This is a genomic window from Tessaracoccus sp. OS52 (genome assembly GCF_020687685.1).
Lineage (GTDB): Bacteria > Actinomycetota > Actinomycetes > Propionibacteriales > Propionibacteriaceae > Arachnia.
This window is the reverse complement of sequence record NZ_JAJEWM010000001.1, coordinates 1,575,475-1,597,621: the sequence shown is the minus strand read 5'-3', so window position 1 is coordinate 1,597,621 and position 22,147 is coordinate 1,575,475. Positions and strand designations below refer to the sequence as shown.

Below are 22,147 nucleotides of genomic sequence, written 5' to 3'. Positions count from 1 at the left end.
ATGTACCTGAAGCAGCTGACCCTTCGCGGATTCAAGTCCTTCGCCTCCGCGACGACCCTCGCCTTCGAGCCGGGCATCACGTGCGTGGTGGGCCCCAACGGGTCCGGCAAGTCCAACGTCGTCGACGCTCTCAGCTGGGTGATGGGGGAGCAGGGGGCCAAGACGCTGCGCGGCGGCAAGATGGAGGACGTCATCTTCGCCGGCACCGCCAAGCGGGCACCGTTGGGGCGCGCGGAGGTGGAACTGACCATCGACAATTCCGACGGCGCACTCCCCATCGAGTACGCCGAGGTGACCATCACCCGGACGATGTTCCGCAGCGGGGGTTCCGAGTACGCCATCAACGGCGCACCCGCCCGCCTGCTCGACGTGCAGGAACTGCTGAGCGACTCCGGCATCGGCCGGGAGATGCACGTCATCGTCGGGCAGGGCCAACTCGACGCGATCCTGCAGGCCACGCCCGAGAGCAGGCGCGGCTTCATCGAGGAGGCTGCCGGGGTCCTGAAGCACCGCAAGCGCAAGGAGAAGGCGCTCCGGAAGCTGGAGGGGACCAAGGCCAACCTCGAGCGCCTCTCGGACCTCATCGGTGAACTGCAGCGCCAGCTCAAGCCCCTCGGCAGGCAGGCGGAGGCTGCCCGGAAGGCCGCCGTCATCCAGGCCGAGCTGCGCGACGCGAAGGCCCGGCTGCTCGCCGACGAACTGTCGGCGGCGCAGAAGGCCCTGGCCGAGGAACTGGCCGACGAGGCCGCCGTCGCGGCAGCCCGGGACAAGGCCGAACTGGAGGTCAAACGGGCGGCCGAGGCCGAGGACGCGGCGGAACAGGCACTGAGGGAGGCCGGCGCGGCCTACGACTCCGCCCAGGAGACGTGGTACGCGCTGGCCAGCCTCCGGGAGCGGGTCTCCACCACCATCTCGATCTCCGCCGAGCGGATGCGCTCGGGCGCTGCCCAGCCGGCGCTCGACGTCGGCGGCCGCGACCCTGAGGCCCTGGAGCGGGACGCCGCCGAGGTCCGGGCCCGCGAGGCCGAGCTGGCCAAGCAGGTGGAGTCAGCGCATGCGGCCCTGACCGACGCGACCCTGCGCCGCAACGCCGCGGAGAAGGAGCACGCCACCGCGGAGCAGGCCTACTCGACCGCGCTCCGGGCCATCGCGGACCGGCGCGAGGGCCTGGCGCGGCTGAACGGGCAGGTGAACTCCATCAAGTCCAGACTCGAGGCCTCGCAGGAGGAGGTGGAACGGCTGGCCCGTCGGCGGGACGAGGCGCGGGTTCGCGCGGCGGATGCTGAGCGCAAGTACCACGCCACCGAGTCCTCACTGGCAGGACTCGGCTCCAACGAGTCTGATCTCGACGCCCAGTTCGAGGAGGCAGCAGAGGCCGCGGCCGCGCTCGAAGCCCGACTGGCGGACCTCAGGTCCAGGGAGACGGCAGCGGCTCGCGAGAAGGCCGCGCTCGAGGCCCGCGTCGAGGCGCTCCGTCTGACGACCGAGCGCAAGGACGGCTCCGCCGACCTGCTCTCGTCGGGTCGTGACGGCATCCGGGGCAGGCTCAGCGATCTCATCACGGTGGAGGCCGGCTGGGAGAACGCCGTGGCGGTCGCCCTGCGTGCGGCAGCGGAGGCCGTCGTCACAGACGGGCTCGGCCCGGCCGTCGACGCCGTCGAGCACCTGGCCGCCTCCGACCTCGGTCGTGCACCGCTGGTGGTGGCGGGAACCATCGCGGAGGTGCCTGCGGCGGCGAATGCGCTGATCGAACGGATCGAGGCGCCTGACGAGCTGCGCGGCGCCGTCTCGCGTCTCCTGCAGGGGGTCGTCGGTGCCGAGTCGCTGCCAGAGGCCAGGGCCGCCGTCGAGGCCGACGGTTCACTCACGGCCGTCACGCGGGAGGGCGACCTGGTCTCGCTGTGGCTTGTGGAGGGCGGGTCCGCGGCCACCCCCTCGCTGCTGGAGCTGTCGGCGCGGCTGGCCTCCGCGGAGGAGGCGCTGGTGGAGCAGGGGCATGTCCTCGACCGTCTCAGGTTCGAGGCGGCGGAGGTGACCGGGAATCTGGAACAGGCGCGCGTCGCGGAAGCCGACGCCCTCACCCAGCTGCATGCCTCGGACGCGGAGCTCGCGGCAGTGGCCGACCAGCTCGGCCAGCTCAAGCAGACCCAGGCCTCAGCGCTCCGTGAGAGCGAACGGCTGGCAGAGGCGATCGACGCGGCGACCGCCGCGCGGGCGAGTGACTCGGAGAAGCTGGAGGCCCTGGAGGCCCGGCTGGCAGCGGCGGCCGACGAGGAGATCACCGAGCCGGATCCGGGCGAACGCGACGACAAGTCCGTCGAGGCCCGCAGGGCACGGCAGGTAGAGATGGAGGCACGGCTGGCGCTGCGGACGGCGGAGGAGCAGGCCAAGGCTCTCGCCGGGCGCGCGGAGGGGTTGTTGCGGGCGGCCCAGAGCGAGCGGGCCTCCCGGGCCAAGGCCAGGGCCAGGGCGGAGCAGCTCCGTCGGGAGGCCGAGGTCGCCGAGACGGTGAACGAAGCCGCCACGCGGCTGTCGGAACTCGTGGAACTGGCGCGGCACCGGGCCGCCGGTGAGCGGGACGTCTGCGAGCAGGGCAGGCGCGAGGCCGAGGCCGCCGTCGTGCGGGCCAGGCATGAGTCGCGCGCCTCAGCGGCGAAGCTTGAGGAACTCGTCCGGGGCGCCCACCGCGACGAGATGGTGCGCATCGAGCACCGGATGAAGATCGAGCAACTCGCGGAGCGCGCCCTGTCCGAGCTCGGCCTCGAACCGGACACCCTGGTGGCCGAGTACGGACCCGGCCAGCTCATCCCCGTGATCACACGTCCCGACGGTTCGGCGCTCACCGAGGACGACGAGACGCCCGAGCCGATCGGCTATGACCGCGAGGAGCAGACCGTCCGGCTCCGCAGGGCGGAGCGCAACCTCGCGGTGCTGGGGCGGGTCAACCCGCTCGCACTCGAGGAGTACGACGCGATGCTGGCCAGGCACGCCTTCCTGGCCGAGCAGCTGGATGACCTCAAACGGACACGAGCGGACCTCATAGACATCATCGACGAGGTCGACCGGCGCGTCCAGGAGGTCTTCGAGACCGCCTACCGGGACGTGGAGGCGACCTTCAACGACGTGTTCCCGAGGCTGTTCCCCGGCGGTGAGGGAAAACTCGTCCTCACCGAGCCCGGCGACTGGCTGAACACCGGCGTCGACGTCGAGGCCCGTCCAGCGGGCAAGCAAGTCAAGCGGCTCTCGCTGCTCTCCGGCGGGGAGCGCTCCTTGGTGGCGGTGGCCTTCCTCGTCAGCCTCTTCATCGCCCGCCCCAGCCCGTTCTACATTCTCGATGAGGTGGAGGCGGCCCTCGACGACGCCAACCTCGGACGCCTGCTGGGGATCTACGAGGAACTGCGCGAGAACTCGCAGCTGATCGTCATCACCCACCAGAAGCGCACGATGGAGATCGCCGACTCCCTCTACGGCGTCACGATGCGCGGCGACGGCATCTCGACAGTGGTCAGTCAGCGGTTGGCCTGACGGGATCCTGGCCCGCGACCAACTAGACTCGGTCCCATGCCGTGGATCGCTGTAGTCGCCATCATCCTGACCGTTGCCGTCGCGCTCGGTCTGCTGGCTGTTGTGGCCATCTCCGCCGGCCGGCTGACCGGCCCCCGCGCAGCCAGGTGGGAGAGGGTGGCCGAGACCACCACCCGCCACCTCAACGGGGATGGCACCCCCCCGAGGGTGCTTGAGAAGCTCGACCTCCGCGAGAACTGAGCACTCCGCCCCACTCGCTAGGATGACCGCGTGGACTGGATCTTCTGGGTAATCCTTGCGCTCATCGGCCTCTGCCTCCTCGGGGCAGGCATCCTCGCCTACCGGGGGAGCCGGCGCGGGATCGAGCCACCGCCGGAGCAGGAGGCCATCACTCCCGCGCCGGAGCCCTCCGTCCCGGCCGAGCCCGCGGTTGTGGAGGCGCCTGCGGACGTGGAACCCGTCGCGTCGCCGATCGAAGGGATCGAGGCACCCACCTCGCGGCTCACGCGGCTGCGCCGTCGGCTCTCCTCCAGCAACAACGTGCTGGCCAAGGCGCTGGCCGACCTGCTCAGCGTCGACAAGATCGACGCCGAGACCTGGGACGATTTCGAGGCGACGCTCATCGCTTCCGACCTGGGCGTCGGTCCCACCACCGAACTGACCGACGCCCTGCGCAAGCAGCTGGCCGTCGAGGGGGTCGCAGACCCTGCCCGGGCCAGGAGCGTGCTGCGCGCTGAACTCCTGAAGCTCGTGGATCCCACCCTGGACCGGTCCCTCAACCTGGAGGCGGCCGACGGTGATCCTGCCGTCGTGCTTGTCGTAGGGGTGAACGGGACCGGCAAGACCACCACGGTCGGGAAGCTTGCCCGGGTCCTCGTCGCCGAGGGGAACTCCGTCGTCCTGGCCGCCGCGGACACCTTCCGGGCGGCCGCGGCAGAGCAGCTGTCCACCTGGGGGAAACGCGTCGGCGTCGAGACGGTCCGTGGGCCGGAGGGCGCGGACCCGGCCTCGGTCGCCTACGACGCCGTCAGCCTGGGCGCCGAGGAAGGCGTCGACGTCGTGCTGATCGACACGGCCGGACGCCTCCACACCAAGGTCGGACTCATGGATGAGCTGGGGAAGGTGAAGCGGGTGGTTGAGAAGCGCGCCGCCGTCGGCGAGGTGCTGCTCGTGCTCGACGCCACCACTGGCCAGAACGGAATGACGCAGGCGCGGATCTTCTCCGAGGTGGTCGACGTCACCGGGATCGTGCTCACCAAGCTCGACGGCTCCGCCAAGGGCGGCATCGTGGTGCAGGTCCAGAGGGAGCTCGGCGTCCCGGTGAAGCTGATCGGACTGGGGGAGGGCGTCGACGACCTCGCCCCCTTTGACCCGGAGGGATTCGTGGCCGGGATCCTCGGCGAATGAGTCCGCGGGCCACCTGAAGTATCCTTGGGTGGATTCCGGCCGCATCCGGCCGAGCGCACGCCGACTGACGAAGGATTCACCCACGTGTTCGACACCCTGCAAGACCGCCTTGCCGACGTCTTCAAGGGACTGCGCTCCAAGGGGCGCCTGACCGCAGCAGACATCGACTCCTCCATGCGCGAGATCCGCATCGCACTCCTGGAGGCCGACGTCAACCTCGGGGTGGTCAAGGAGTTCATCGCCGCGGTGAAGGAGCGCAGCCTCGGCGTAGAGGTCTCGAAGGCTCTGAACCCCTCGCAGCAGATCATCAAGATCGTCAACGAGGAACTGGTCACCATCCTCGGCGGGGAGGCCCGCAGGATCCGCTTCGCCAAGCGCCCGCCGACGGTGATCATGCTCGCGGGCCTGCAGGGTGCAGGCAAGACCACGCTGGCGGGCAAGCTGGCCAAGTGGCTGCGCGCCGAGAAGCATGCGCCGCTGCTCGTGGCGGCGGACCTCCAGCGCCCCAACGCGGTGAACCAGCTCCAGATCGTCGGGCAGCGGGCCGGGGTGCACGTCTTCGCACCCGAGCCGGGCAACGGCGTCGGTGACCCGGTGCAGGTCGCCAGGGACGCCATCGCCCACGCCGAGCGTCGGCTCTACGACGTCGTCATCGTGGACACCGCCGGGCGCCTGGGCATCGACGAGGTCCTGATGCAGCAGGCCGCCGACATCAAGGCCGCCGTCAATCCTGACGAGGTCCTGTTCGTCGTCGACGCCATGATAGGCCAGGACGCCGTCAACACCGCCAAGGCCTTCGAGGAGGGCATCGGCTTCGACGGCGTCGTCCTCACCAAGCTCGACGGCGACGCCCGTGGCGGCGCGGCCCTGTCCATCGCCAAGGTCGTGGGCAAGCCCATCATGTTCGCCTCCAACGGTGAGGGACTGGGGGACTTCGACGTCTTCCACCCGGACCGGATGGCCAGCCGCATCCTGGGCATGGGCGACGTCCTGACGCTCATCGAACAGGCCGAGAAGACCTTCGACGCCGAACAGTCACGTGCCGCCGCCGAGAAGCTGATGGGCGGCAAGAACAAGTTCGGACTCCAGGACTTCCTGGGCCAGATGCAGCAGCTGCGCAAGATGGGCCCGCTGTCGAAGATCTTCGGCATGCTGCCCGGCGCCGGGCAGTTCAAGGACGCCATCAACGAGATCGACGAGAAGGAGGTGGACCGGATAGAGGCGATCATCCAGTCGATGACCCCTGCGGAGCGTGACGACGTGTCCATCCTCAACGGCTCGCGGCGCGCGCGGATCGCCAAGGGATCGGGGACGCAGGTCTCCGACGTCAACCAGTTGGTCAACCGGTTCGTCGAGGCCCGCAAGATGATGGAGCGGATGGCGGGCGGAGGAATGCCCGGCATGCCAGGCATGCCAGGAATGCCGGCGGGGATGCCGGGCGCTCCCGGTGGTCGTGCGGCGAAGCGTCAGGGCGGCAAGAAGGCCACGAAGAAGCGTGGCAACAAGGTCTCGGGAAACCCCGCTCGCAGGCAGCAGCAGGCTTTGGGCCTGGATCTGCCGCAGCGCGACCAGGTGCCCCAGACCATCGACGACTTCGAGTTGCCGCCGGAGTTGCAGAAGATGTTCGACCAGAACAAGTAGGACCGCCGTTAGGCTGGCAGCCATGACCTCCGACGCCACCGCCCCACAGGACCCGCCGGCACCGAAGGGAAGTTTTCACCTGTACGGCGTCGTGCTGCCGGAGACGGAGCCGCGGGACCTCTGGATCCGCGACGGTGTCATCTCGGCAGAGCCGGTCCCGGACGCCACCACGATCGCATCCGGTTGCTGGATCGTGCCCGGACTCGTCGACGCGCACTGCCACATCGGCCTGGGGCCGGACGGTGCGGTATCCCGGGAGGTGAGCCTTGCCCAGGCCCGCAGCGACCTGGCGGCGGGCACCATGCTGGTCAGGGACGCGGGGTCGCCGTCGGACACCCGCTGGGTCCAGGAACGGGGTGAACTGCCGCGGCTCCTGCGCAGCGGCCGCCACGTCGCGCGCCCGAAGCGCTACATCCGCAACCTCGCGGTGGAGGTGGAGCCGGAGGACCTGGTGGGGCAGGTGCGCCACGAGGCCCGGTCGGGAGACGGCTGGGTAAAGCTGGTGGGGGACTGGATCGACCGTTCGGTGGGTGACCTGACGCCGCTGTGGCCGGCCGACGTCGCTGCGGAGGCCATCGCCGTCGCCCACGAGGAGGGTGCACGCGTAACAGCCCACGTCTTCGGCGAGCAGGCCGTGGCGGAACTGGTGGCCGCAGGGATCGACTGCATCGAACATGGCACGGGCATGTCGGACGAGGTGATCGCCGAGATGGCTGCTCGAGGCACCGTCCTGGTGCCGACCATGATCAACCTCAACCGGTTCCCGGAGTACGCCGAGCCCGGGCGCGAGAAGTACCCGCTGTTCTCCGCGCACCTGATGGACCTCTACGAGCGCCGCGTGGACACCATCGGCAAGGCCATCGAGGCCGGAGTGGAGGTGCATGCGGGGACCGACGCCGGCACCGTCGTCCCGCACGGGCAGATCCAGGAGGAGCTGGCCGAACTCGCGGCCCTGGCCGGCCCTGCGTTCGCCCTGGAAGCCACGAGTTGGGGGGCGCGGACATGGCTCGGGGCTTCGAACCTCACCCCCGGTGCCAGCGCCGACCTGATCGTCTGCGCCGCCGACCCCCGCGAACACCTCCCCACCCTTGGAAACCCCTTGGCCAAACTTTTGCGTGGCGTCCCCGTGTGAGCGCCTCCGCCTGCGGTTGGAGACGGTCTCAGACCTTGGATTGAATTGTCCACAGGCGACGCGTTGCCGGTGTGGATCTGCCCTCCACCGCTGGTTCACTTGCCGTGGTCAGAGCATTCCAGGAGGCACTCATGAACCCGTCCAACCCACCCACCGATTCAGCCGCGCAGGCAGCCCCGGGCTATCCGCCGCCGGCTCCGCTGTACCAGCAGGCGCCGCTGCCTCCCAGGCAACCGGGCGGCTTCAGGCGGGGCTTCGGCATCGGGACCGGCATCGGGCTCGGGCTGACCGCGATGGTGGTGGCGCTGTCGGTGATCGGTGGCATCTTCTCCGTGATTTCGCTGGGGGTCCTGGTGGGTGGTGTTTCAGGCTCGGGCTCACAGCTGGAGACCACGCAGACCATCTGGGGTGATCCCGGGGCCTCTGGCAAGTTGCGGGCGATCGACGTCTCCGGTGCGATCATGACCGCCCCCGACGAGGGAGCGCTGCTGACCGGCGGCACCTATGGCTATGAGGTTGCCGACCTGATCGACGGACTGGAGAAGGAGGACGCAGCCGCTCTGGTGCTGCTCGTCAACACCCCGGGCGGGAGCATCACCGGCTCGAAGGCCATCTCCGATGCGATCGTTCGATACCAGGAACGCACGGCGCAGAAGGTGTTGGTCCACGTCCAGGGCATGTCCGCCTCGGGAGGTGTCTACTCCACCGCGCCGGCAGACCTCATCTACGCCGACCACGGCTCCATCGTCGGCAGCATCGGAGTCATCTACGGGCCCTTCGTCCACTACGACGGTGTCGTGGCCACCAGCGGCTCCATCCTCGAGTCCGGCGTGACCACCACCGGGGGCATCACGCAGGAGTACTTCACCAAGGGCACCGGCAAGGACTGGGGACAGCCTTTCCGCGAACTCACCGCCGCCGAACGGCAGATGATCGACGACCTGATGCAGCCCGAGTACGAGCGCTTCGTCGAACATGTGGCCACACACAGGGGCATCGACGCCGACCGGATCGTCAACGAACTCGGAGCGGCGGTCTTCGAGCCGGGCAAGGCCGAGGCCGTGGGACTCATCGACGGCACGCTGGGGCGCGACGAGTTCTACCGGGAGGCTGCCACGCAGGCGGGTCTGGATCCGGACGACACGGTCGTCGAGGCGCTCGCCGCTCCCGGGCCATTCGAGTCCCTGCTGGGCATCGAGCGGGTCCACGGCGCAGCACCCGCGCTGGAGCCGGCAGCCGGCGAACTGCCGTTCCTCAACCGCGGGATCTGTGGGGGCACGGCACCGCTGGTCTTCGCCGGAGACGTCTCGCTCGTGTGCGGATGATTGCTCAGCCCCAGCCGAGTTCGTGCAATCGCTCCTCGTCGATCCCGTGGTAGTGGCCAAGTTCGTGCACCAGCGTGACCTCGAGTTCGTCGAGGAGTTCGTCCTCGTCCTCACACATGCGGGTGAGGGGACCGCGGAACAGGACGACGCGGTCAGGCAACTGCCCCATTCCGTAGCTGGTGTCGCGCTCGGTGAGGGCGGTGCCCTCGTACCAGCCGAGGGTGTCCGAACCGTCTTCGGGCTCCTCCTGGGTCACGATCACAACGTTGTCGAGGCCGTCGAGGAGCTCGGTCGGCAGGTTTCCCAGTGCTTCGTCGACCAGCGCGTCGAATCGTTCCTCCGACAGTTCCATGCCCCGATGCTAGTAGTGGGGCAACTTTTTGGGCGAGAGGGCTGCAGTCTGGCACAATTGCCTGTGCACTTGTGCTCGTCGGCGCCCTCTAACTCCGACGGCACGGTCCATCCGGCTTTGCGAGCGGCGTGCCCCACACGTCGCGTCGCACACCACACAACTCGTCTGTTCACCAGACAGAACAAACAGGAGAACCCACACCAGTGGCAACCAAGATTCGTCTGAAGCGGTTCGGCAAGATCCGCTCACCGCACTACCGCATCGTCATCATGGACTCCCGGTCCCACCGTGACGGTCAGGCCATCGAGGAGATCGGCCTCTACCACCCCAAGAATGACCCGTCGGTCATCCAGGTGGACTCCGAGCGCGCGCAGTACTGGCTCTCCGTGGGCGCCCAGCCCACCGAGGCGGTCGTGGCCATCCTGAAGCGCACGGGTGACTGGCAGAAGTTCACCGGCGACACCTCGCCCTCCGGCGTGGACCCGCAGCCCGAGCCGCGCGACCGCGAGGCCGAGTTCGCCAAGGCGCTCGCCGAGGACGGCGACGCCACCGCACCGGCCATCTCGAAGGCCCGCGCCAAGGCGGAGGCGAAGGCGGAGTCCAAGCCTGCTGAAGAGGCCAAGCCGGCCGAGGACGTCGAGTCCGAGGCCCCCGCCGAGACCGAGGCCGCTCCCGCCGATGAGGCCTGAGATGCTCGCCGAGGCCCTGGAGCACCTCGTCGCGGGGATCGTCTCGAACCCCGACGACGTGCGCGTCAAGGACAAGGACCTCCGACGTGGCCGCCTGCTCGAGGTCCGGGTACACCCCGATGACGTCGGCAAGGTGATCGGCCGCCAGGGCCGCACCGCCCAGGCACTGCGCACCGTCGTCGGTGCGCTGGCCGGCAACGAGCAGGTCCGCGTCGACTTCGTGGACGTGGACCGCCCCCGTCGCCGCTGAGGGCAGAGCACACTGGGTGCCCCGGATCCGAAATGGTCCGGGGCATTCGCATTCGCAGCGAAACTTGATTGGGAGGACTGGCGATGGGTGACGTCGTTGAGGTGATCGTCGGCCGGGTGGGACGCGCCCACGGCATCAAGGGTGCCGTTGCGATCGACCTGCGCACCGATGAGCCCGGCCGCCGGTTCATCCCGGGAGCCCGGCTCCGACGAAGCGGGGGCGGGGAAGTCGAGATCGAGACCGTGACCTGGCAGCGCGGGCGCCTGCAGGTGACCTTCGTCGGCTACCCCGACCGGACCGCCGTGGAGGCCCTGCGCGGTGAGGAGTTGCTGACCGACGTCCCCGCCGACGAGCGGCCCAGCGAGCCCGAGGAGTACTTCGACCGGAACCTCGTGGGCCTCAGGGTGCTGGACGCCGACGGCGTCGAGGTGGGACTCGTCTCCGAGGTGTTGCATCTGCCTGCCCAGGACGTCCTCCAGGTGGACACTCCCACCGGCGAGCGGCTCGTGCCGTTCGTGAAGGCGATCGTGCCTTCGGTGGATCTCGTCGCCGGGACGGTCACACTGGCCCCGGTCGAAGGACTGCTGGAGGACCTGGAGTGAGACTGGACGTCGTCACGATCTTTCCCGACTACCTGGCGCCGCTGTCGCTGTCCCTGGTCGGGAAGGCGATCGCGGGCGGCATCGTCGAGGCGCACGTGCACGACCTGCGCGGCTGGACCCACGACCGCCATCACACCACCGACGACACCCCGTACGGCGGGGGAGCGGGCATGGTGATGAAGCCCGAGCCGTGGGGCGAGGCCATCGACGCGCTCGCCGCGGCCGATCCCACTCCCATGACGATCGTGGTCCCCACCCCGGCAGGTCGACCGTTCACGCAGGCCATCGCCCACGAACTGTCCGAGCGTCCCAGGCTGGTCTTCGCCTGCGGTCGCTACGAGGGCATCGACCAGAGGGTGCTCGACGAGTTCGCCGAGCACCACGACCTGCTGGAGGTCAGCCTCGGGGACTATGTGCTCAACGGGGGCGAGGTGGCGGTCCTGGCCATCACCGAGGCCGTCGTCCGGCTGCTGCCCGGGGTGGTCGGAAACCCGGCCTCGCTGGTGGAGGAGTCGCACTCGCCCGACCATCCGATGCTGGAATACCCGAACTACACCAAGCCACCCGAGTGGCGGGGCAGGCGGGTGCCGGAGGTACTGCTCAGCGGCAACCACGCACTGATCGAGCAGTGGCGACGTGAGCAGGCGCTGGAGCGGACCCGAAGTCGTCGGCCGGACCTGCTCGACTGACCCCTTCGCGACCGTACTTTCGCTAGGCATTTCGCGCGAAAATGGTTTTCGGGCGACGCGCCGGGTGCAATCGGACCCGGGACCGCAATCCGGACGGCCATGTGGCTAAAGTGACCTCCGTGGCAACTACAACTCTCTCTACACACCAGCGGGCTCTGCGCTCGAGCGTGGTGAAGAAGGTCATCATGGCGGTGACCGGCCTCATCATGGTCGCCTTCCTGCTCATGCACATGTACGGCAACCTCAAGATGTTCGCCGGGGCCGAGTCCTTCGACCACTACGCGCACTGGCTCAAGGGCGACATCCTCTACCCGATCGTCCCCAAGGGCTGGTTCATCTGGATCTTCCGCGTCGGCCTGTTGGCATCGGTGGTGCTGCACATCTGGGCGGCGATCAGCCTGAGCCGCCAGACCCTGTCGGTCCGGGGTCCGGGCTACCAGAAGTTCCGGAGCCAGGCCCAGACCTACTCCGCGCGCACCATGCGCTGGGGCGGCATCATCGTCGCCGGCTTCATCATCTTCCACCTGCTCCAGTTCACGGTGAAGGTGATCACGCCGGGCTTCGACCCGAACGCCGGACCCTACGAGATGTTCGTGCTCACCTTCCAGCAGTGGTGGATGGTGCTGCTGTACGCGGTGCTGATGGCGGTGATCTGCATGCACGTCAGGCATGGTTTCTGGAGTGCATTCACCACTCTCGGGGCCAACTCCTCCGCACGCTCGCGCAAGTGGCTCAACTGGCTCGGCATCGCCGTCGCCGTGCTGCTCTACATCGGCTTCATGCTCCCGCCGGTGGCCGTACTCTTTGGATGGATCGCTATCTGATGACTGCTTCGACAACGACCCCCACCGACCTCTACACCGAGGGTGCCGACATCGCCGACACCAAGGCGCCCGACGTCGACATCGCCAAGATCTGGGAGACCCGCAAGTTCCAGGCCCGGCTGGTCAACCCCGCCAACCGCCGCAAGCTCTCGGTGATCATCGTCGGCACCGGCCTGGCCGGAGGCGCCGCCGCCGCGACGCTCGGCGAGGCGGGCTACAACGTCCACAACTTCTGTTACCAGGACAGCCCCCGCCGCGCGCACTCGATCGCCGCCCAGGGTGGCATCAACGCCGCCAAGAACTACCGCAACGACAACGACTCCACCTTCAGGCTGTTCTACGACACGGTCAAGGGTGGCGACTACCGCGCCCGCGAGACCAACGTCTACCGTCTCGCCGAGGTCTCGGCCAACATCATCGACCAGTGCGTCGCGCAGGGCGTCCCGTTCGCCCGTGAGTACGGCGGCCTGCTGGACACGCGTTCCTTCGGCGGCGTGCAGGTGCAGCGCACCTTCTACGCCCGCGGCCAGACAGGCCAGCAGCTGCTGATCGGTGTCTACCAGCAACTCGAGCGCCAGGTGGCGGCCGGGACCGTGAAGATGCACACCCGCCACGAGATGATCGAACTCATCCTCGTCGACGGCAGGGCCCGCGGGATCGTGACCCGGAACATGGTCAACGGCAAGATCGAGTCCTGGACCGCCGACGCCGTCGTGCTCGCCACGGGTGGCTACGGCAACGTCTTCTTCCTCTCCACCAATGCGATGGGCTGCAACGTCACCGCCACATGGCGCGCCCACCGCAAGGGTGCCTACTTCGCCAACCCCTGCTACACGCAGATCCACCCCACCTGCATCCCGGTGCACGGCGAAACGCAGTCGAAGCTGACGCTCATGTCGGAATCGCTGCGCAACGACGGGCGCATCTGGGTCCCGAAGCGGGCCGAGGACTGTGCCAAGGATCCGCGCGAGATCGCCGAGGAGGACCGCGACTACTACCTGGAGCGCATCTATCCCTCCTTCGGCAACCTGGTCCCGCGTGACATCGCCTCGCGGCAGGCTAAGAACATGTGCGACGAGGGGCGCGGTGTTGGTCCCGCCGTCAAGGAGATCGACGCAGGCGGCAACGAGTCGATGGTGCGCCGGGGCGTCTATCTCGACTTCGCCGACGCCATCGAACGCCTGGGCCAGCCTGCGGTTGCAGCCAAGTACGGCAACCTGTTCGACATGTACGCCCAGATCACCGGGGAGAACCCGTACGAGGTGCCGATGCGCATCTACCCGGCCGTCCATTACACGATGGGTGGCCTGTGGGTGGACTACGACCTGCAGTCCTCCATCACGGGTCTCTACGTGTGTGGCGAGGCGAACTTCTCCGACCACGGCGCGAACCGCCTGGGGGCGTCCGCGCTGATGCAGGGGCTGGCCGACGGCTACTTCGTCCTGCCGAACACCATCAACGACTACCTCGCTGATGCCCCGTTCGCCAAGCTGCCGGAGGACCACCCCGACGTCGTCGAGGCAGTCGCATCCGCGAAGGCTCGCATCGACAAGCTGCTGTCCATCCAGGGCACCCGCTCCGTGGACTCCTTCCACAAGGAACTCGGCAACATCATGTGGGAGTACTGCGGCATGAGCCGCACCGAGGAGGGCCTCATCAAGGCCATCGGCCTCATTCGGCAGCTGAAGGACGAGTACTGGTCGAACGTCCGAGTCACGGGCGTGAACGAGGACTTCAACCAGGCCCTCGAGCGCGCCGGACGCGTCGCCGACTTCTTCGAACTCGGTGAGCTCATGTGCATCGACGCCCTGCACCGTCGGGAGTCCTGTGGTGGCCACTTCCGCGAGGAGTCCCAGACGGAGGAGGGCGAGGCGCTACGCCACGATGACGACTTCCTCTACGTAGGTGCCTGGGAGTGGGGTGGTGAGGGCGGCCAGCCGATCCTGCACCGCGAGCCGCTCAACTACAAGGCAATCGAACTGAAGCAACGGAGTTACAAGTGAAGCTCAAGCTACGTATCTGGCGGCAGGCCGGCCCGAACGCAACGGGCCGCATGGTGGACTACGACATCGACGGCGTCTCCGAGGACATGTCGTTCCTGGAGATGCTCGACCTGCTCAACGAGAACCTCACCATGGCGAACGAGGAGCCGGTGGCGTTCGACCACGACTGCCGCGAGGGTATCTGTGGCATGTGTGGCGTCGTCATCAACGGTGTCGCCCACGGTGCGGACAAGATGCGCACCACCACGTGCCAGCTGCACATGCGCTCCTTCGAGGATGGCGCCACCATCGAGATCGAGCCCTGGCAGGCCGGGGCGTTCCCCGTCCTGAAGGACCTGGCCGTCGACCGCTCCGCGTTCGATCGCATCATCCAGGCCGGGGGGTTCATCTCCTCGAACACGGGTTCGGCACCGGACGCCCACGCCACCCCGGCGCCCAAGCGAGAGGCTGACGTCGCTTTCGACAACGCCACCTGCATCGGGTGCGGTGCCTGCGTCGCCGCCTGTCCCAACAGTTCGGCGATGCTGTTCACCGCGGCCAAGATCCAGCACCTCGCGATGCTGCCCCAAGGACAGCCCGAGCGGTACTCGCGGGTGAAGTCGATGGTGGCGGCACACGACGAGGAGGGATTCGGCAACTGCACCAACATCGGTGAGTGCGCGGCGGTCTGCCCCAAGGGCATCCCGCTGGAATCCATCTCGCAGCTGAACAAGGACCTCGTGAAGTCCCTCTTCATGGCGGACGGCAAGTAGGACCACCAGCGCGCAAGGGCGGGCCAGGCATTCGCTTTGGCCCGCCCGCCTGCGTTGTGGCATAATCACTAGCTGTTGCCACTGGGCAACCGGCTCGCACCAGCTCCTGCCACGGGGGGATCGTCTGGGATGAGCGTGAACCAACCAAACCGCGGTGACCTGTGGCACTGACGAGGACAACATGACAAACGTGCTTATCCAGGAGCTGGACAAGGCTTCCCTCCGCGACGACATCCCAGCCTTCCGGGCCGGTGACTCCGTCAAGGTCCACGTGAAGGTCGTCGAGGGCTCACGCTCGCGCGTCCAGGTGTTCGCCGGTGTGGTCATCGCCCGCAACGCCGGTGGCGTCCAAGAGGCCTTCACCGTCCGCAAGGTGAGCTTCGGCGTCGGCGTGGAGCGTACCTTCCCGCTGCACAGCCCCATCATCGACAGGATCGAGGTGGAGCGTCGCGGTGACGTCCGTCGCGCGAAGCTGTACTACCTGCGCGGCCTGCGCGGCAAGGCGGCCAAGATCCGCGAGAAGCGCTGAACCCACTGTCTCCATGGCATCGGGCCGTCGGTCTTCGACCGGCGGCCCTTGCCGTTGCCGGAGCGGCTGTGAGGTCGGCCAGTCATCCGGCGGTATCATCCAGTGCAGCGGCGTTGCCGCCATCAGCGACTGAAGGGGCGCAACCTGTGCATTCCGAAGAACAGCCAAGCGTCGGGGAACCAGCGAAGGCGGAAGCTCCCAGACGGGCGGCGAAGGAGAGGTCCTTCGGCAGGCGGGCCCTCGGATGGCTCGGCGAGGGAGCCGTCATCCTCATCGGGGCGCTCGTCATCTCCACCCTGCTGCGCGGTTTCGTGGCCCAGATGTTCATCATCCCCAGCGGGAGCATGGAGAACACCCTGCTGATCAACGACAGGGTGGTGGTGGCCAAGTTCGGCGGTTTCCAGCGTGGCGACGTCGTCGTGTTCGAGGACCCGCACAACTGGCTGGCGCCAGCCACACCCAGGGACAACGCCCTGGAGCGGGCTCTGGAGTTCATCGGAGTCCTGCCCAACTCCAGCGTCGAGCACCTGATCAAGCGCGTGATCGGGATGCCGGGGGACCGGGTCAAGTTCCCTGACGACGAGGGGCGCATCACTGTCAACGGCACCCCGCTGGAGGAGTCCGCCTATCTCTATTCGGAGAGTGGCGTGCAAGTGGCACCGGCCACCGTGCCGTTCGAGATCGTCGTCCCGGCCGACCACATCTTCGTCATGGGAGACCACCGCAACCAGTCGGCGGACTCCCGGTGCAGGCTCACCAACCACAGCCAGGGGGATGCGCCCGGGTCGGACGCCTTCGTCCCGGTGGAGAACGTGGTGGGCGCTGCCGTCGCCATCGTCGCCCCGCTGGACCGGCTCTCGACGTTCTCGGTGCCCCAGACCTTCTCCACCATTCCGGACCCGGAGTTCCCGGCGCCCGAGCAGGCCGAGATCATCGAAGCCAACCCGGGGTGCTGACGTGTTGCGGCCAGGAAGAGGACCCTACGGCTACGAGAGAGCCCTGGACCGCGCAGGCCTCGCGCCCGTGGCCGGTGCCGACGAGGCGGGCAGGGGAGCTTGCGCCGGTCCCCTGGTAGCGGCCGCCGTCATCCTGGATCCGAACCGCCCGATCAAGGGACTCGACGACTCCAAGGTCCTCACCGCTGCAGCCAGAGAGCGGCTGGATGTGGAGATCCGTCGCAGGGCGATCGCGGTTGAGGTGGCCGTGGTTCCCAACGAGGAGTGCGATGCGCTCGGCATGCACCAGGCTGACCTCGCCGGCCTGCGCCGCGCCGTGGCCCGATTGGCGGTGCGTCCTGCGTTCGTCCTGACTGACGGATTCCCCGTGGATGGCATCGGCGCCCCCGGGCTGGCCATCTGGAAGGGTGACAAGGTGGCGGCCTGCGTCTCGGCCGCCTCCATCGTCGCGAAGGTGGCGAGGGACGCCATGATGGTGGCATTCGACCAAGAGTTCCCCGAGTACGGCTTCGCCGTCCACAAGGGGTACTGCACCTCCGCCCACCAGCGTGCCCTCGATGAGCACGGACCATCCCCGATCCATCGCTGGCGATTCGAGAACGTGGCCAGAACGGCTAGAGTTGGCACACCATGAGCGCCGAGGACCTGGAACAGTACGAGAGCAAGCTGGAACTCGACCTGTACCGCGAGTACAAGGATGTCGTGAGCATCTTCACCTACGCGGTGGAGACCGAGCGACGGTTCTACCTGTGCAACGCGGTCGACCTCAAGGTCCGAACCGAGGGCGGTGACGTCTACTACGAGGTGTCCATGGGGGACGCCTGGGTGTGGGACATGTACCGCCCGGCAAGGTTCGTCAAGTCCGCCAAGGTGCTGACCTTCCGCGACGTCTCGATCGAGGAGATCGCGCACTCCGACTTCCAGGTCCCAGACGACAAGTCCTGAGCCTTCTGTCAGGTTGCACTTGGCTTGTCGAAAGGCTGTGGACAAAGGAGTTCGCCCGTCCGGGACAACCAGAGTGTCTGCCGGAGGTGGTCGAGATGTCGATCAATGCACGGGCCCGAGCGCTGGCCCAACGCGGTGAGGAACGGGCAGCCGCATACGTGACGGAGCTGGGCTGGCGGGTCGTGGACCGCAACTGGCGCTGCCGGGAGGGCGAACTGGATCTGGTTGCCCATGACCCGGATTCGGACACGCTGGTCTTCGTGGAGGTCAAGACCAGATCGGGGACGGGTTTCGGGCATCCTCTGGAGACCATCACGTACGCGAAGGCAGCGCGGTTGCGGGGACTGGCGATGGCCTGGCTCCGGGACCGTGATGCTCACGCACGCAACATCCGCGTCGACGCAATCGGCCTGGTCCTGCCACCCGACGGCGGCGAGGACCTCACCCATGTGCGTGGGATCGGTGAGCGATGACGGCCTCGTCATGGTCCGTGGCCCTTTCGGGTGTCGAGGGATCCGTGGTGGAGGTCGAGGCCGCTCTCGGCGGCGGACTCCCTCGCGTAGTCGTCGTCGGCCTGCCGGACGCATCCCTCAACGAAGCCAAGGAACGCGTCAAGGCCGCAGTGATGGCCTCGGGGTATGAGTTCCCAAAGGTCCTGCTGACCATCAATCTCTCACCGGCCAGCCTGCCGAAGCATGGCACTCATTTCGACCTCGCGATCGCTGCGGCCACGATGGCCTGCACCGGAAGTCTGTCGCGAAACGAGGTGAGACGTTTCGTCTTCCTCGGAGAACTTGGCCTCAACGGTCGGGTCCGGCGGGTCAGGGGCATTCTGCCCGCATTGCTGGCCGCCTCTCGCGCGGGCTTCGAGAAGGCCGTGGTGCCGGCCGGGCAGGCGGGAGAGGCCGCACTGGTGCCGGGGTTGGAGATCTGGCCGGTGTCGCACCTGCGGGACCTGCAGGATGTCATGGCGGGCCGCCGAACCCACACCGACACGGAGGGGACTGGGGAGTCAACCGCGTCGCGCGAACCGAATCTGGACCTTGCCGACGTCCATGGACATGCTGACGGCCGCTGGGTGCTTGAGGTCGCTGCTGCCGGACGGCATCACGTCTACCTGCACGGGTCTCCCGGCGTCGGGAAGACGATGCTCGCGGCCCGGTTGCCCAGCATCCTGCCGGAACTCTCGGCCAGTGAGGCGGTTGAGGTGTCCGCGATCCACTCGTTGGCCGGGTTTGACATCGGTTCCAGGCTCCTGGTTCGTCCTCCCTACTCGGATCCTCACCACAACTGCACCATGGCCAGCCTGATCGGCGGTGGCAAGGAGATCCGGCCCGGTTCCATCTCGCTCGCGCACCGCGGCGTGCTGTTCCTGGACGAGGCGCCGGAGTTCGGCACCAAGCTGCTTGATTCGTTGCGCACCCCGCTCGAGAGCGGCTGGGTCACCATAGCCCGGGCCAACCAGCAGGTCCGCTATCCGGCGCGCTTCCAGCTGGTCCTTGCCGCCAACCCGTGCCAGTGCGGGAACTCGGGCGTGGCGGGTAGGGAGTGCACCTGTCTTCCCAGGCAGGTGCGGCGTTACCAGGAGAGGCTGTCCGGTCCGATCCTCGACCGGATCGACATCCGGCACCAGATGCTCCCGCTCAAGCGCGCGTTCCTCGGGGAGACGGTTGATCAGCCTGAGTCCAGCGCGAGTGTGCTGGGGAGGGTGCTTGAGGCAAGGGCGCGGCAGGCCTCGCGTCTGCGGGGGACGCCTTGGAGCACCAACGGCGAGGTGCCGGGCTCCCATCTGCGCAAGCAGTTGCCCCTGCCCGCCGACATCACCCCATTGGAACGGGCCCTTGCCCGTGGCTCGCTCAGTCACCGCGGTCTCGACAAGGTGCTGAGGCTGGCGTGGACCGTGGCGGACCTGAAGGGCCAGGACACCGTCTCCTCGGCCAACCTCCGCGTGGCCATGCAGATGCGGCAGGGCGAACTGGTGGAGGCAGCCTGATGCTGGACGAGCGGACGGCACGCATGGCACTGTGCGCGTTGCAGCCGATGGGCAACGTCGAACTGGGGCGGCTCGTCGGGGCAGATGGGGCGGTGGAGGTATGGGAGGCCGTCCGGCGGACGGGTGAGGAGACGCGTTGGGGACGCAAGGCTGCAGCGATCGATCCCGAGCAGCTTCGCACCGCTACCGCGGTGGCTGGGGCGCGGTTCCTGGTCCCCGGGGATCAGGAGTGGCCGGGGAGCCTGCAGGACCTGGCTGCTGCCAGTCTCTCGGGGGACGGAGGAGCCCCGCTTGGACTTTGGGTTCGTGGGACGCTCTCCCTGAAGGGTGCCGAGGGCGGGATTGCGCTCGTCGGGGCCCGGGCCGCCACATCCTACGGTTCCCATGTGGCCACGGACTGGGCGGGTGACCTGGCCTCCTGTGGGCACGTCATCGTCTCAGGGCTGGCGTTCGGGATCGACGCTGCCGCCCACCGGGGTGCGCTGATGGCCAGACGGCCAACGGTGGCCGTCCTTGCCAGCGGCGTCGACGTGCCCTACCCGGTCGCAAACAGCTCTCTGATGAACGCCATCCTTGCCAACGGTGCTGTCGTCTCGGAGGTCCCGCCCGGATCGCGCCCCATCAAGGCGAGTTTCCTGGCCCGCAACCGCTTGATCGCGGCCCTCTGCGCGGGACTGATCGTGGTGGAGGCGGCGGCCAGGTCGGGTGCCAAGAACACTGCTGCTTGGGCCGCTGAACTGGGGCGGGTCGTGATGGCCGTGCCTGGAGCCGTCACGTCGTCCATGTCCGCCACGCCGAATCGGCTGATCCGCGACGCGGCCGCCACCTTGGTGACCACGCCGGCCGAGGTCATGGCGCTGCTGCAACCGCTGACGCCCCAGGACGAATTGCCACTTCGTGGCGAGGACACGAGCTTCGACAGGTTGGCGCCGGAACTCAAGCTGCTGCGCGAAGCGCTGAGCCCGCGGGAGGCGGTGGGGGTGGCCGAGTTGTGTGCCCGCACCGGGCTCGGCGTCTCCGACGCGCTGGCTGGGGTCGATGAACTCGTGGAGGGGGGCTGGCTGGAGGAGGCGGGGCCCCAGGCCTGGCGGTTGCCCGGCAGGCCCGGGGCGGAGGTGGCTAGCTGAACTTGACGATGTTGTTGAAGACCCAGTCCTCCCTCATGCCATAGGTCCAACCACTCGAAGTCTGGGTGGCTGCGACGAAGCGCACCCAGACCTCACTTCGACAGCCGTTTCGTCCCGTGTTGGGTTGGTCGCACTCGGTGCGCCAACGTCGGCCGTCGATGGCAGTCCACGTCGCCGTCCCCTTCACCCGGCCGTAGGCCCCGAGCGGGTTGGAGGACCAGAGCGAGCGTGGAGAGGCCAGGTAGGTCAGGTTGTTGAAGGTCCAGCCCGTGGTCTTGACCAGCTGTCCGCCGTCGTTGACCACCGTGGTGGCGTGGATGTCGGTTCGGCAGCGGAACGTCTGCGAGTAGGGCTCACAGTCGGTGCGCCACTGGCGTCCGTTGTAGTTGTGGGTGCCCTCGACGGTGTAGACGTCCCATTGCGCGAGCGCGAAGATCGCCTGGGCGGTGGCGCGGTGCCACTGGAACAGGTTCGTCGCCGTGCCCTTAGCGAGTGCGGCTGCGGTGTAGGCGACTGCGCCGTCGTCGGTTCCGCCGGTCACCTGCAGCGACTTGGTGAACCCGGCGGCCCTGGAGACCACCATCGGTTTGATTCCGGCGAGCGCTTGAACCGCAAGCCCCGTGGTGTTGCTGTTCGCGACGTTCGTGCTCGAACCGCCCACCCAGCCGCCACCCGGGAGCTGATCCTTGGCCAACCACTCCACCGCCTTGTCGAGCGGGGCCGAAACGTTCATGCCCTTGCGCTCGGCCGCCCGAAGTGCATGGATCGCCAGTGCGGTGACGTCGCGGTCGGCGGCGGCAGAGCCGGTGGAGCACGCCGTGGCCCCCAGGCTCAGGCGGAAGTCGCCCGAGGGGCACTGCTGCTGCAGCAGTCCGGTGACCGCCGACCGGGCGTCGGCGCCACGGCCCAGCAACCCGAGGACGACGTAGGCCTGACCGAATGTGTTGCCCGCAACCTGGCTGTTGCCCACCAGACCGTCATCTCCCACGTCCGCCTGGATCTTCGAGACGAGGTCGACTCCGCCGAAGTCGCTGGAGTCGGCGCCGGTCGTGTTGGCCACCACCAACAGCTTTGCCAGCGCCCCGCCGTCGACGAAGGTCCCGATCATCCCGTACTGTCCGGCGGCAACCGCCTGTTCGAGGCGGGCCACGAATGGGGCAAGTTGGCTGGGCGTGGCCCCGGCAGAGGTCAGCCCCAGCACGGCGTCGGAGGTCAGCTGCCAGTCGGGCTGACCGTCGGAGCGGGGAATGGCGCCGTTGCGGGCCTCCCGCAGCAGCCAGTTGGCAGCCCGGCCGGCTGGGGAGGCGGGGCTGATGTCGGCGCTGGCGGACTGTGGTGCCAAGCCGAGCACCAGGGTCACGACTGCGACCAGGGCAAGTACGGCGGAGGGTTTGCGTGTCACGGAT

22 protein-coding genes are annotated in these 22,147 nt (G+C 68.1%); 20 read left to right on the top strand and 2 right to left on the bottom strand.

Annotation, left to right across the window (positions count from 1 at the left end; all coding sequences use genetic code 11):
* From smc to LKO27_RS07480, 6 genes are all read left to right on the top strand, one after another.
* Positions 1-3,525, top strand: a complete 3,525-nt coding sequence (gene smc, locus LKO27_RS07505; protein WP_227736656.1) for a chromosome segregation protein SMC — start codon at positions 1-3, stop codon at positions 3,523-3,525.
* Positions 3,526-3,561: 36 nt separating this feature from the next.
* Positions 3,562-3,765 carry a hypothetical protein gene (locus LKO27_RS07500; protein ID WP_227736654.1) on the top strand — a complete coding sequence of 68 codons (204 nt, stop codon included), beginning with the start codon at positions 3,562-3,564 and terminating at the stop codon, positions 3,763-3,765.
* 30 nt (positions 3,766-3,795) lie between these two features.
* Complete coding sequence (gene ftsY, locus LKO27_RS07495) at positions 3,796-4,932, top strand: signal recognition particle-docking protein FtsY (protein ID WP_227736652.1); 1,137 nt, start codon at positions 3,796-3,798, stop codon at positions 4,930-4,932.
* A gap of 84 nt (positions 4,933-5,016) precedes the next feature.
* On the top strand, positions 5,017-6,573 hold the full coding sequence (ffh, locus tag LKO27_RS07490) for a signal recognition particle protein (protein WP_227736650.1): 1,557 nt from the start codon (positions 5,017-5,019) through the stop codon (positions 6,571-6,573).
* 22 nt (positions 6,574-6,595) lie between these two features.
* Positions 6,596-7,705, top strand: coding sequence for an amidohydrolase family protein (locus LKO27_RS07485; RefSeq protein ID WP_227736648.1), 1,110 nt, complete (start codon positions 6,596-6,598; stop codon positions 7,703-7,705).
* A 131-nt stretch (positions 7,706-7,836) separates the two neighbouring features.
* Entirely contained in the window at positions 7,837-9,030 is a 1,194-nt protein-coding gene (locus LKO27_RS07480; protein WP_227736646.1) for a S49 family peptidase, read from the top strand.
* 4 nt (positions 9,031-9,034) lie between these two features.
* Here the strand turns inward: LKO27_RS07480 and LKO27_RS07475 are convergent, their stop codons facing one another.
* Positions 9,035-9,382 (bottom strand): metallopeptidase family protein, encoded by a 348-nt coding sequence (locus LKO27_RS07475; protein WP_227736644.1) that lies wholly within the window; start codon positions 9,380-9,382, stop codon positions 9,035-9,037.
* A 203-nt stretch (positions 9,383-9,585) separates the two neighbouring features.
* On the opposite strand from LKO27_RS07475, the gene rpsP reads away from it, so the two are divergent.
* The 14 genes from rpsP (at position 9,586) to dprA (ending at position 20,741) form a co-directional block, all read left to right on the top strand.
* Complete coding sequence (gene rpsP, locus LKO27_RS07470; protein ID WP_227736642.1) at positions 9,586-10,071, top strand: 30S ribosomal protein S16; 486 nt, start codon at positions 9,586-9,588, stop codon at positions 10,069-10,071.
* 1 nt (position 10,072) lies between these two features.
* A complete protein-coding gene (locus LKO27_RS07465) occupies positions 10,073-10,321 on the top strand; it encodes an RNA-binding protein (protein ID WP_227737244.1) in 249 nt (82 codons plus the stop codon).
* Positions 10,322-10,404: 83 nt separating this feature from the next.
* A complete protein-coding gene (gene rimM / locus LKO27_RS07460) occupies positions 10,405-10,923 on the top strand; it encodes a ribosome maturation factor RimM (protein WP_227736640.1) in 519 nt (172 codons plus the stop codon).
* Entirely contained in the window at positions 10,920-11,612 is a 693-nt protein-coding gene (gene trmD, locus LKO27_RS07455; RefSeq protein WP_227736639.1) for a tRNA (guanosine(37)-N1)-methyltransferase TrmD, read from the top strand. Before rimM ends, trmD begins: the two co-directional genes overlap by 4 nt.
* Positions 11,613-11,731: 119 nt before the next feature.
* Positions 11,732-12,436: a succinate dehydrogenase cytochrome b subunit gene (locus tag LKO27_RS07450; RefSeq protein ID WP_227736637.1), complete on the top strand. Its 705-nt coding sequence runs from the start codon at positions 11,732-11,734 to the stop codon at positions 12,434-12,436.
* Entirely contained in the window at positions 12,436-14,439 is a 2,004-nt protein-coding gene (locus tag LKO27_RS07445) for a fumarate reductase/succinate dehydrogenase flavoprotein subunit (RefSeq protein ID WP_227736636.1), read from the top strand. Before LKO27_RS07450 ends, LKO27_RS07445 begins: the two co-directional genes overlap by 1 nt.
* Positions 14,436-15,191 (top strand): succinate dehydrogenase/fumarate reductase iron-sulfur subunit, encoded by a 756-nt coding sequence (locus LKO27_RS07440; RefSeq protein ID WP_227736633.1) that lies wholly within the window; start codon positions 14,436-14,438, stop codon positions 15,189-15,191. The genes LKO27_RS07445 and LKO27_RS07440 overlap by 4 nt, the downstream gene beginning before the upstream one ends.
* A 181-nt stretch (positions 15,192-15,372) precedes the next feature.
* A complete protein-coding gene (gene rplS / locus LKO27_RS07435) occupies positions 15,373-15,720 on the top strand; it encodes a 50S ribosomal protein L19 (RefSeq protein ID WP_227736631.1) in 348 nt (115 codons plus the stop codon).
* Positions 15,721-15,866: 146 nt separating this feature from the next.
* Positions 15,867-16,676, top strand: a complete 810-nt coding sequence (gene lepB / locus LKO27_RS07430; protein WP_227736629.1) for a signal peptidase I — start codon at positions 15,867-15,869, stop codon at positions 16,674-16,676.
* Position 16,677: 1 nt separating this feature from the next.
* Positions 16,678-17,310, top strand: a complete 633-nt coding sequence (locus LKO27_RS07425; protein WP_227736626.1) for a ribonuclease HII — start codon at positions 16,678-16,680, stop codon at positions 17,308-17,310.
* Positions 17,307-17,621 carry a DUF2469 domain-containing protein gene (locus LKO27_RS07420; RefSeq protein ID WP_227736625.1) on the top strand — a complete coding sequence of 105 codons (315 nt, stop codon included), beginning with the start codon at positions 17,307-17,309 and terminating at the stop codon, positions 17,619-17,621. Before LKO27_RS07425 ends, LKO27_RS07420 begins: the two co-directional genes overlap by 4 nt.
* Positions 17,622-17,716: 95 nt before the next feature.
* Positions 17,717-18,094 carry a YraN family protein gene (locus LKO27_RS07415; RefSeq protein WP_227736622.1) on the top strand — a complete coding sequence of 126 codons (378 nt, stop codon included), beginning with the start codon at positions 17,717-17,719 and terminating at the stop codon, positions 18,092-18,094.
* The gene (locus tag LKO27_RS07410) at positions 18,091-19,614 is read left to right on the top strand and encodes a YifB family Mg chelatase-like AAA ATPase (RefSeq protein ID WP_227736620.1); all 1,524 of its coding nucleotides are present in this window, start codon (positions 18,091-18,093) and stop codon (positions 19,612-19,614) included. The genes LKO27_RS07415 and LKO27_RS07410 overlap by 4 nt, the downstream gene beginning before the upstream one ends.
* Positions 19,614-20,741, top strand: coding sequence for a DNA-processing protein DprA (gene dprA / locus LKO27_RS07405; RefSeq protein WP_227736618.1), 1,128 nt, complete (start codon positions 19,614-19,616; stop codon positions 20,739-20,741). Before LKO27_RS07410 ends, dprA begins: the two co-directional genes overlap by 1 nt.
* On the opposite strand, the gene LKO27_RS07400 is transcribed toward dprA, so the two are convergent.
* Positions 20,734-22,143 (bottom strand): hypothetical protein, encoded by a 1,410-nt coding sequence (locus tag LKO27_RS07400; RefSeq protein WP_227736616.1) that lies wholly within the window; start codon positions 22,141-22,143, stop codon positions 20,734-20,736. The genes dprA and LKO27_RS07400 overlap by 8 nt on opposite strands.
* Positions 22,144-22,147 lie beyond the last annotated feature (4 nt).

Coding starts and splice junctions, on each gene's coding strand:
- LKO27_RS07445 (WP_227736636.1), top strand. CDS start 12,436: ATGACTGCTTCGACAACGACCCCCACCGACCTCTACACCGAGGGTGCC.
- LKO27_RS07485 (WP_227736648.1), top strand. CDS start 6,596: ATGACCTCCGACGCCACCGCCCCACAGGACCCGCCGGCACCGAAGGGA.
- LKO27_RS07410 (WP_227736620.1), top strand. CDS start 18,091: ATGACGGCCTCGTCATGGTCCGTGGCCCTTTCGGGTGTCGAGGGATCC.
- LKO27_RS07465 (WP_227737244.1), top strand. CDS start 10,073: ATGCTCGCCGAGGCCCTGGAGCACCTCGTCGCGGGGATCGTCTCGAAC.
- rimM (WP_227736640.1), top strand. CDS start 10,405: ATGGGTGACGTCGTTGAGGTGATCGTCGGCCGGGTGGGACGCGCCCAC.
- dprA (WP_227736618.1), top strand. CDS start 19,614: ATGCTGGACGAGCGGACGGCACGCATGGCACTGTGCGCGTTGCAGCCG.
- LKO27_RS07500 (WP_227736654.1), top strand. CDS start 3,562: ATGCCGTGGATCGCTGTAGTCGCCATCATCCTGACCGTTGCCGTCGCG.
- rplS (WP_227736631.1), top strand. CDS start 15,373: ATGACAAACGTGCTTATCCAGGAGCTGGACAAGGCTTCCCTCCGCGAC.
- LKO27_RS07475 (WP_227736644.1), bottom strand. CDS start 9,382: ATGGAACTGTCGGAGGAACGATTCGACGCGCTGGTCGACGAAGCACTG.
- LKO27_RS07480 (WP_227736646.1), top strand. CDS start 7,837: ATGAACCCGTCCAACCCACCCACCGATTCAGCCGCGCAGGCAGCCCCG.
- LKO27_RS07420 (WP_227736625.1), top strand. CDS start 17,307: ATGAGCGCCGAGGACCTGGAACAGTACGAGAGCAAGCTGGAACTCGAC.
- LKO27_RS07415 (WP_227736622.1), top strand. CDS start 17,717: ATGTCGATCAATGCACGGGCCCGAGCGCTGGCCCAACGCGGTGAGGAA.
- smc (WP_227736656.1), top strand. CDS start 1: ATGTACCTGAAGCAGCTGACCCTTCGCGGATTCAAGTCCTTCGCCTCC.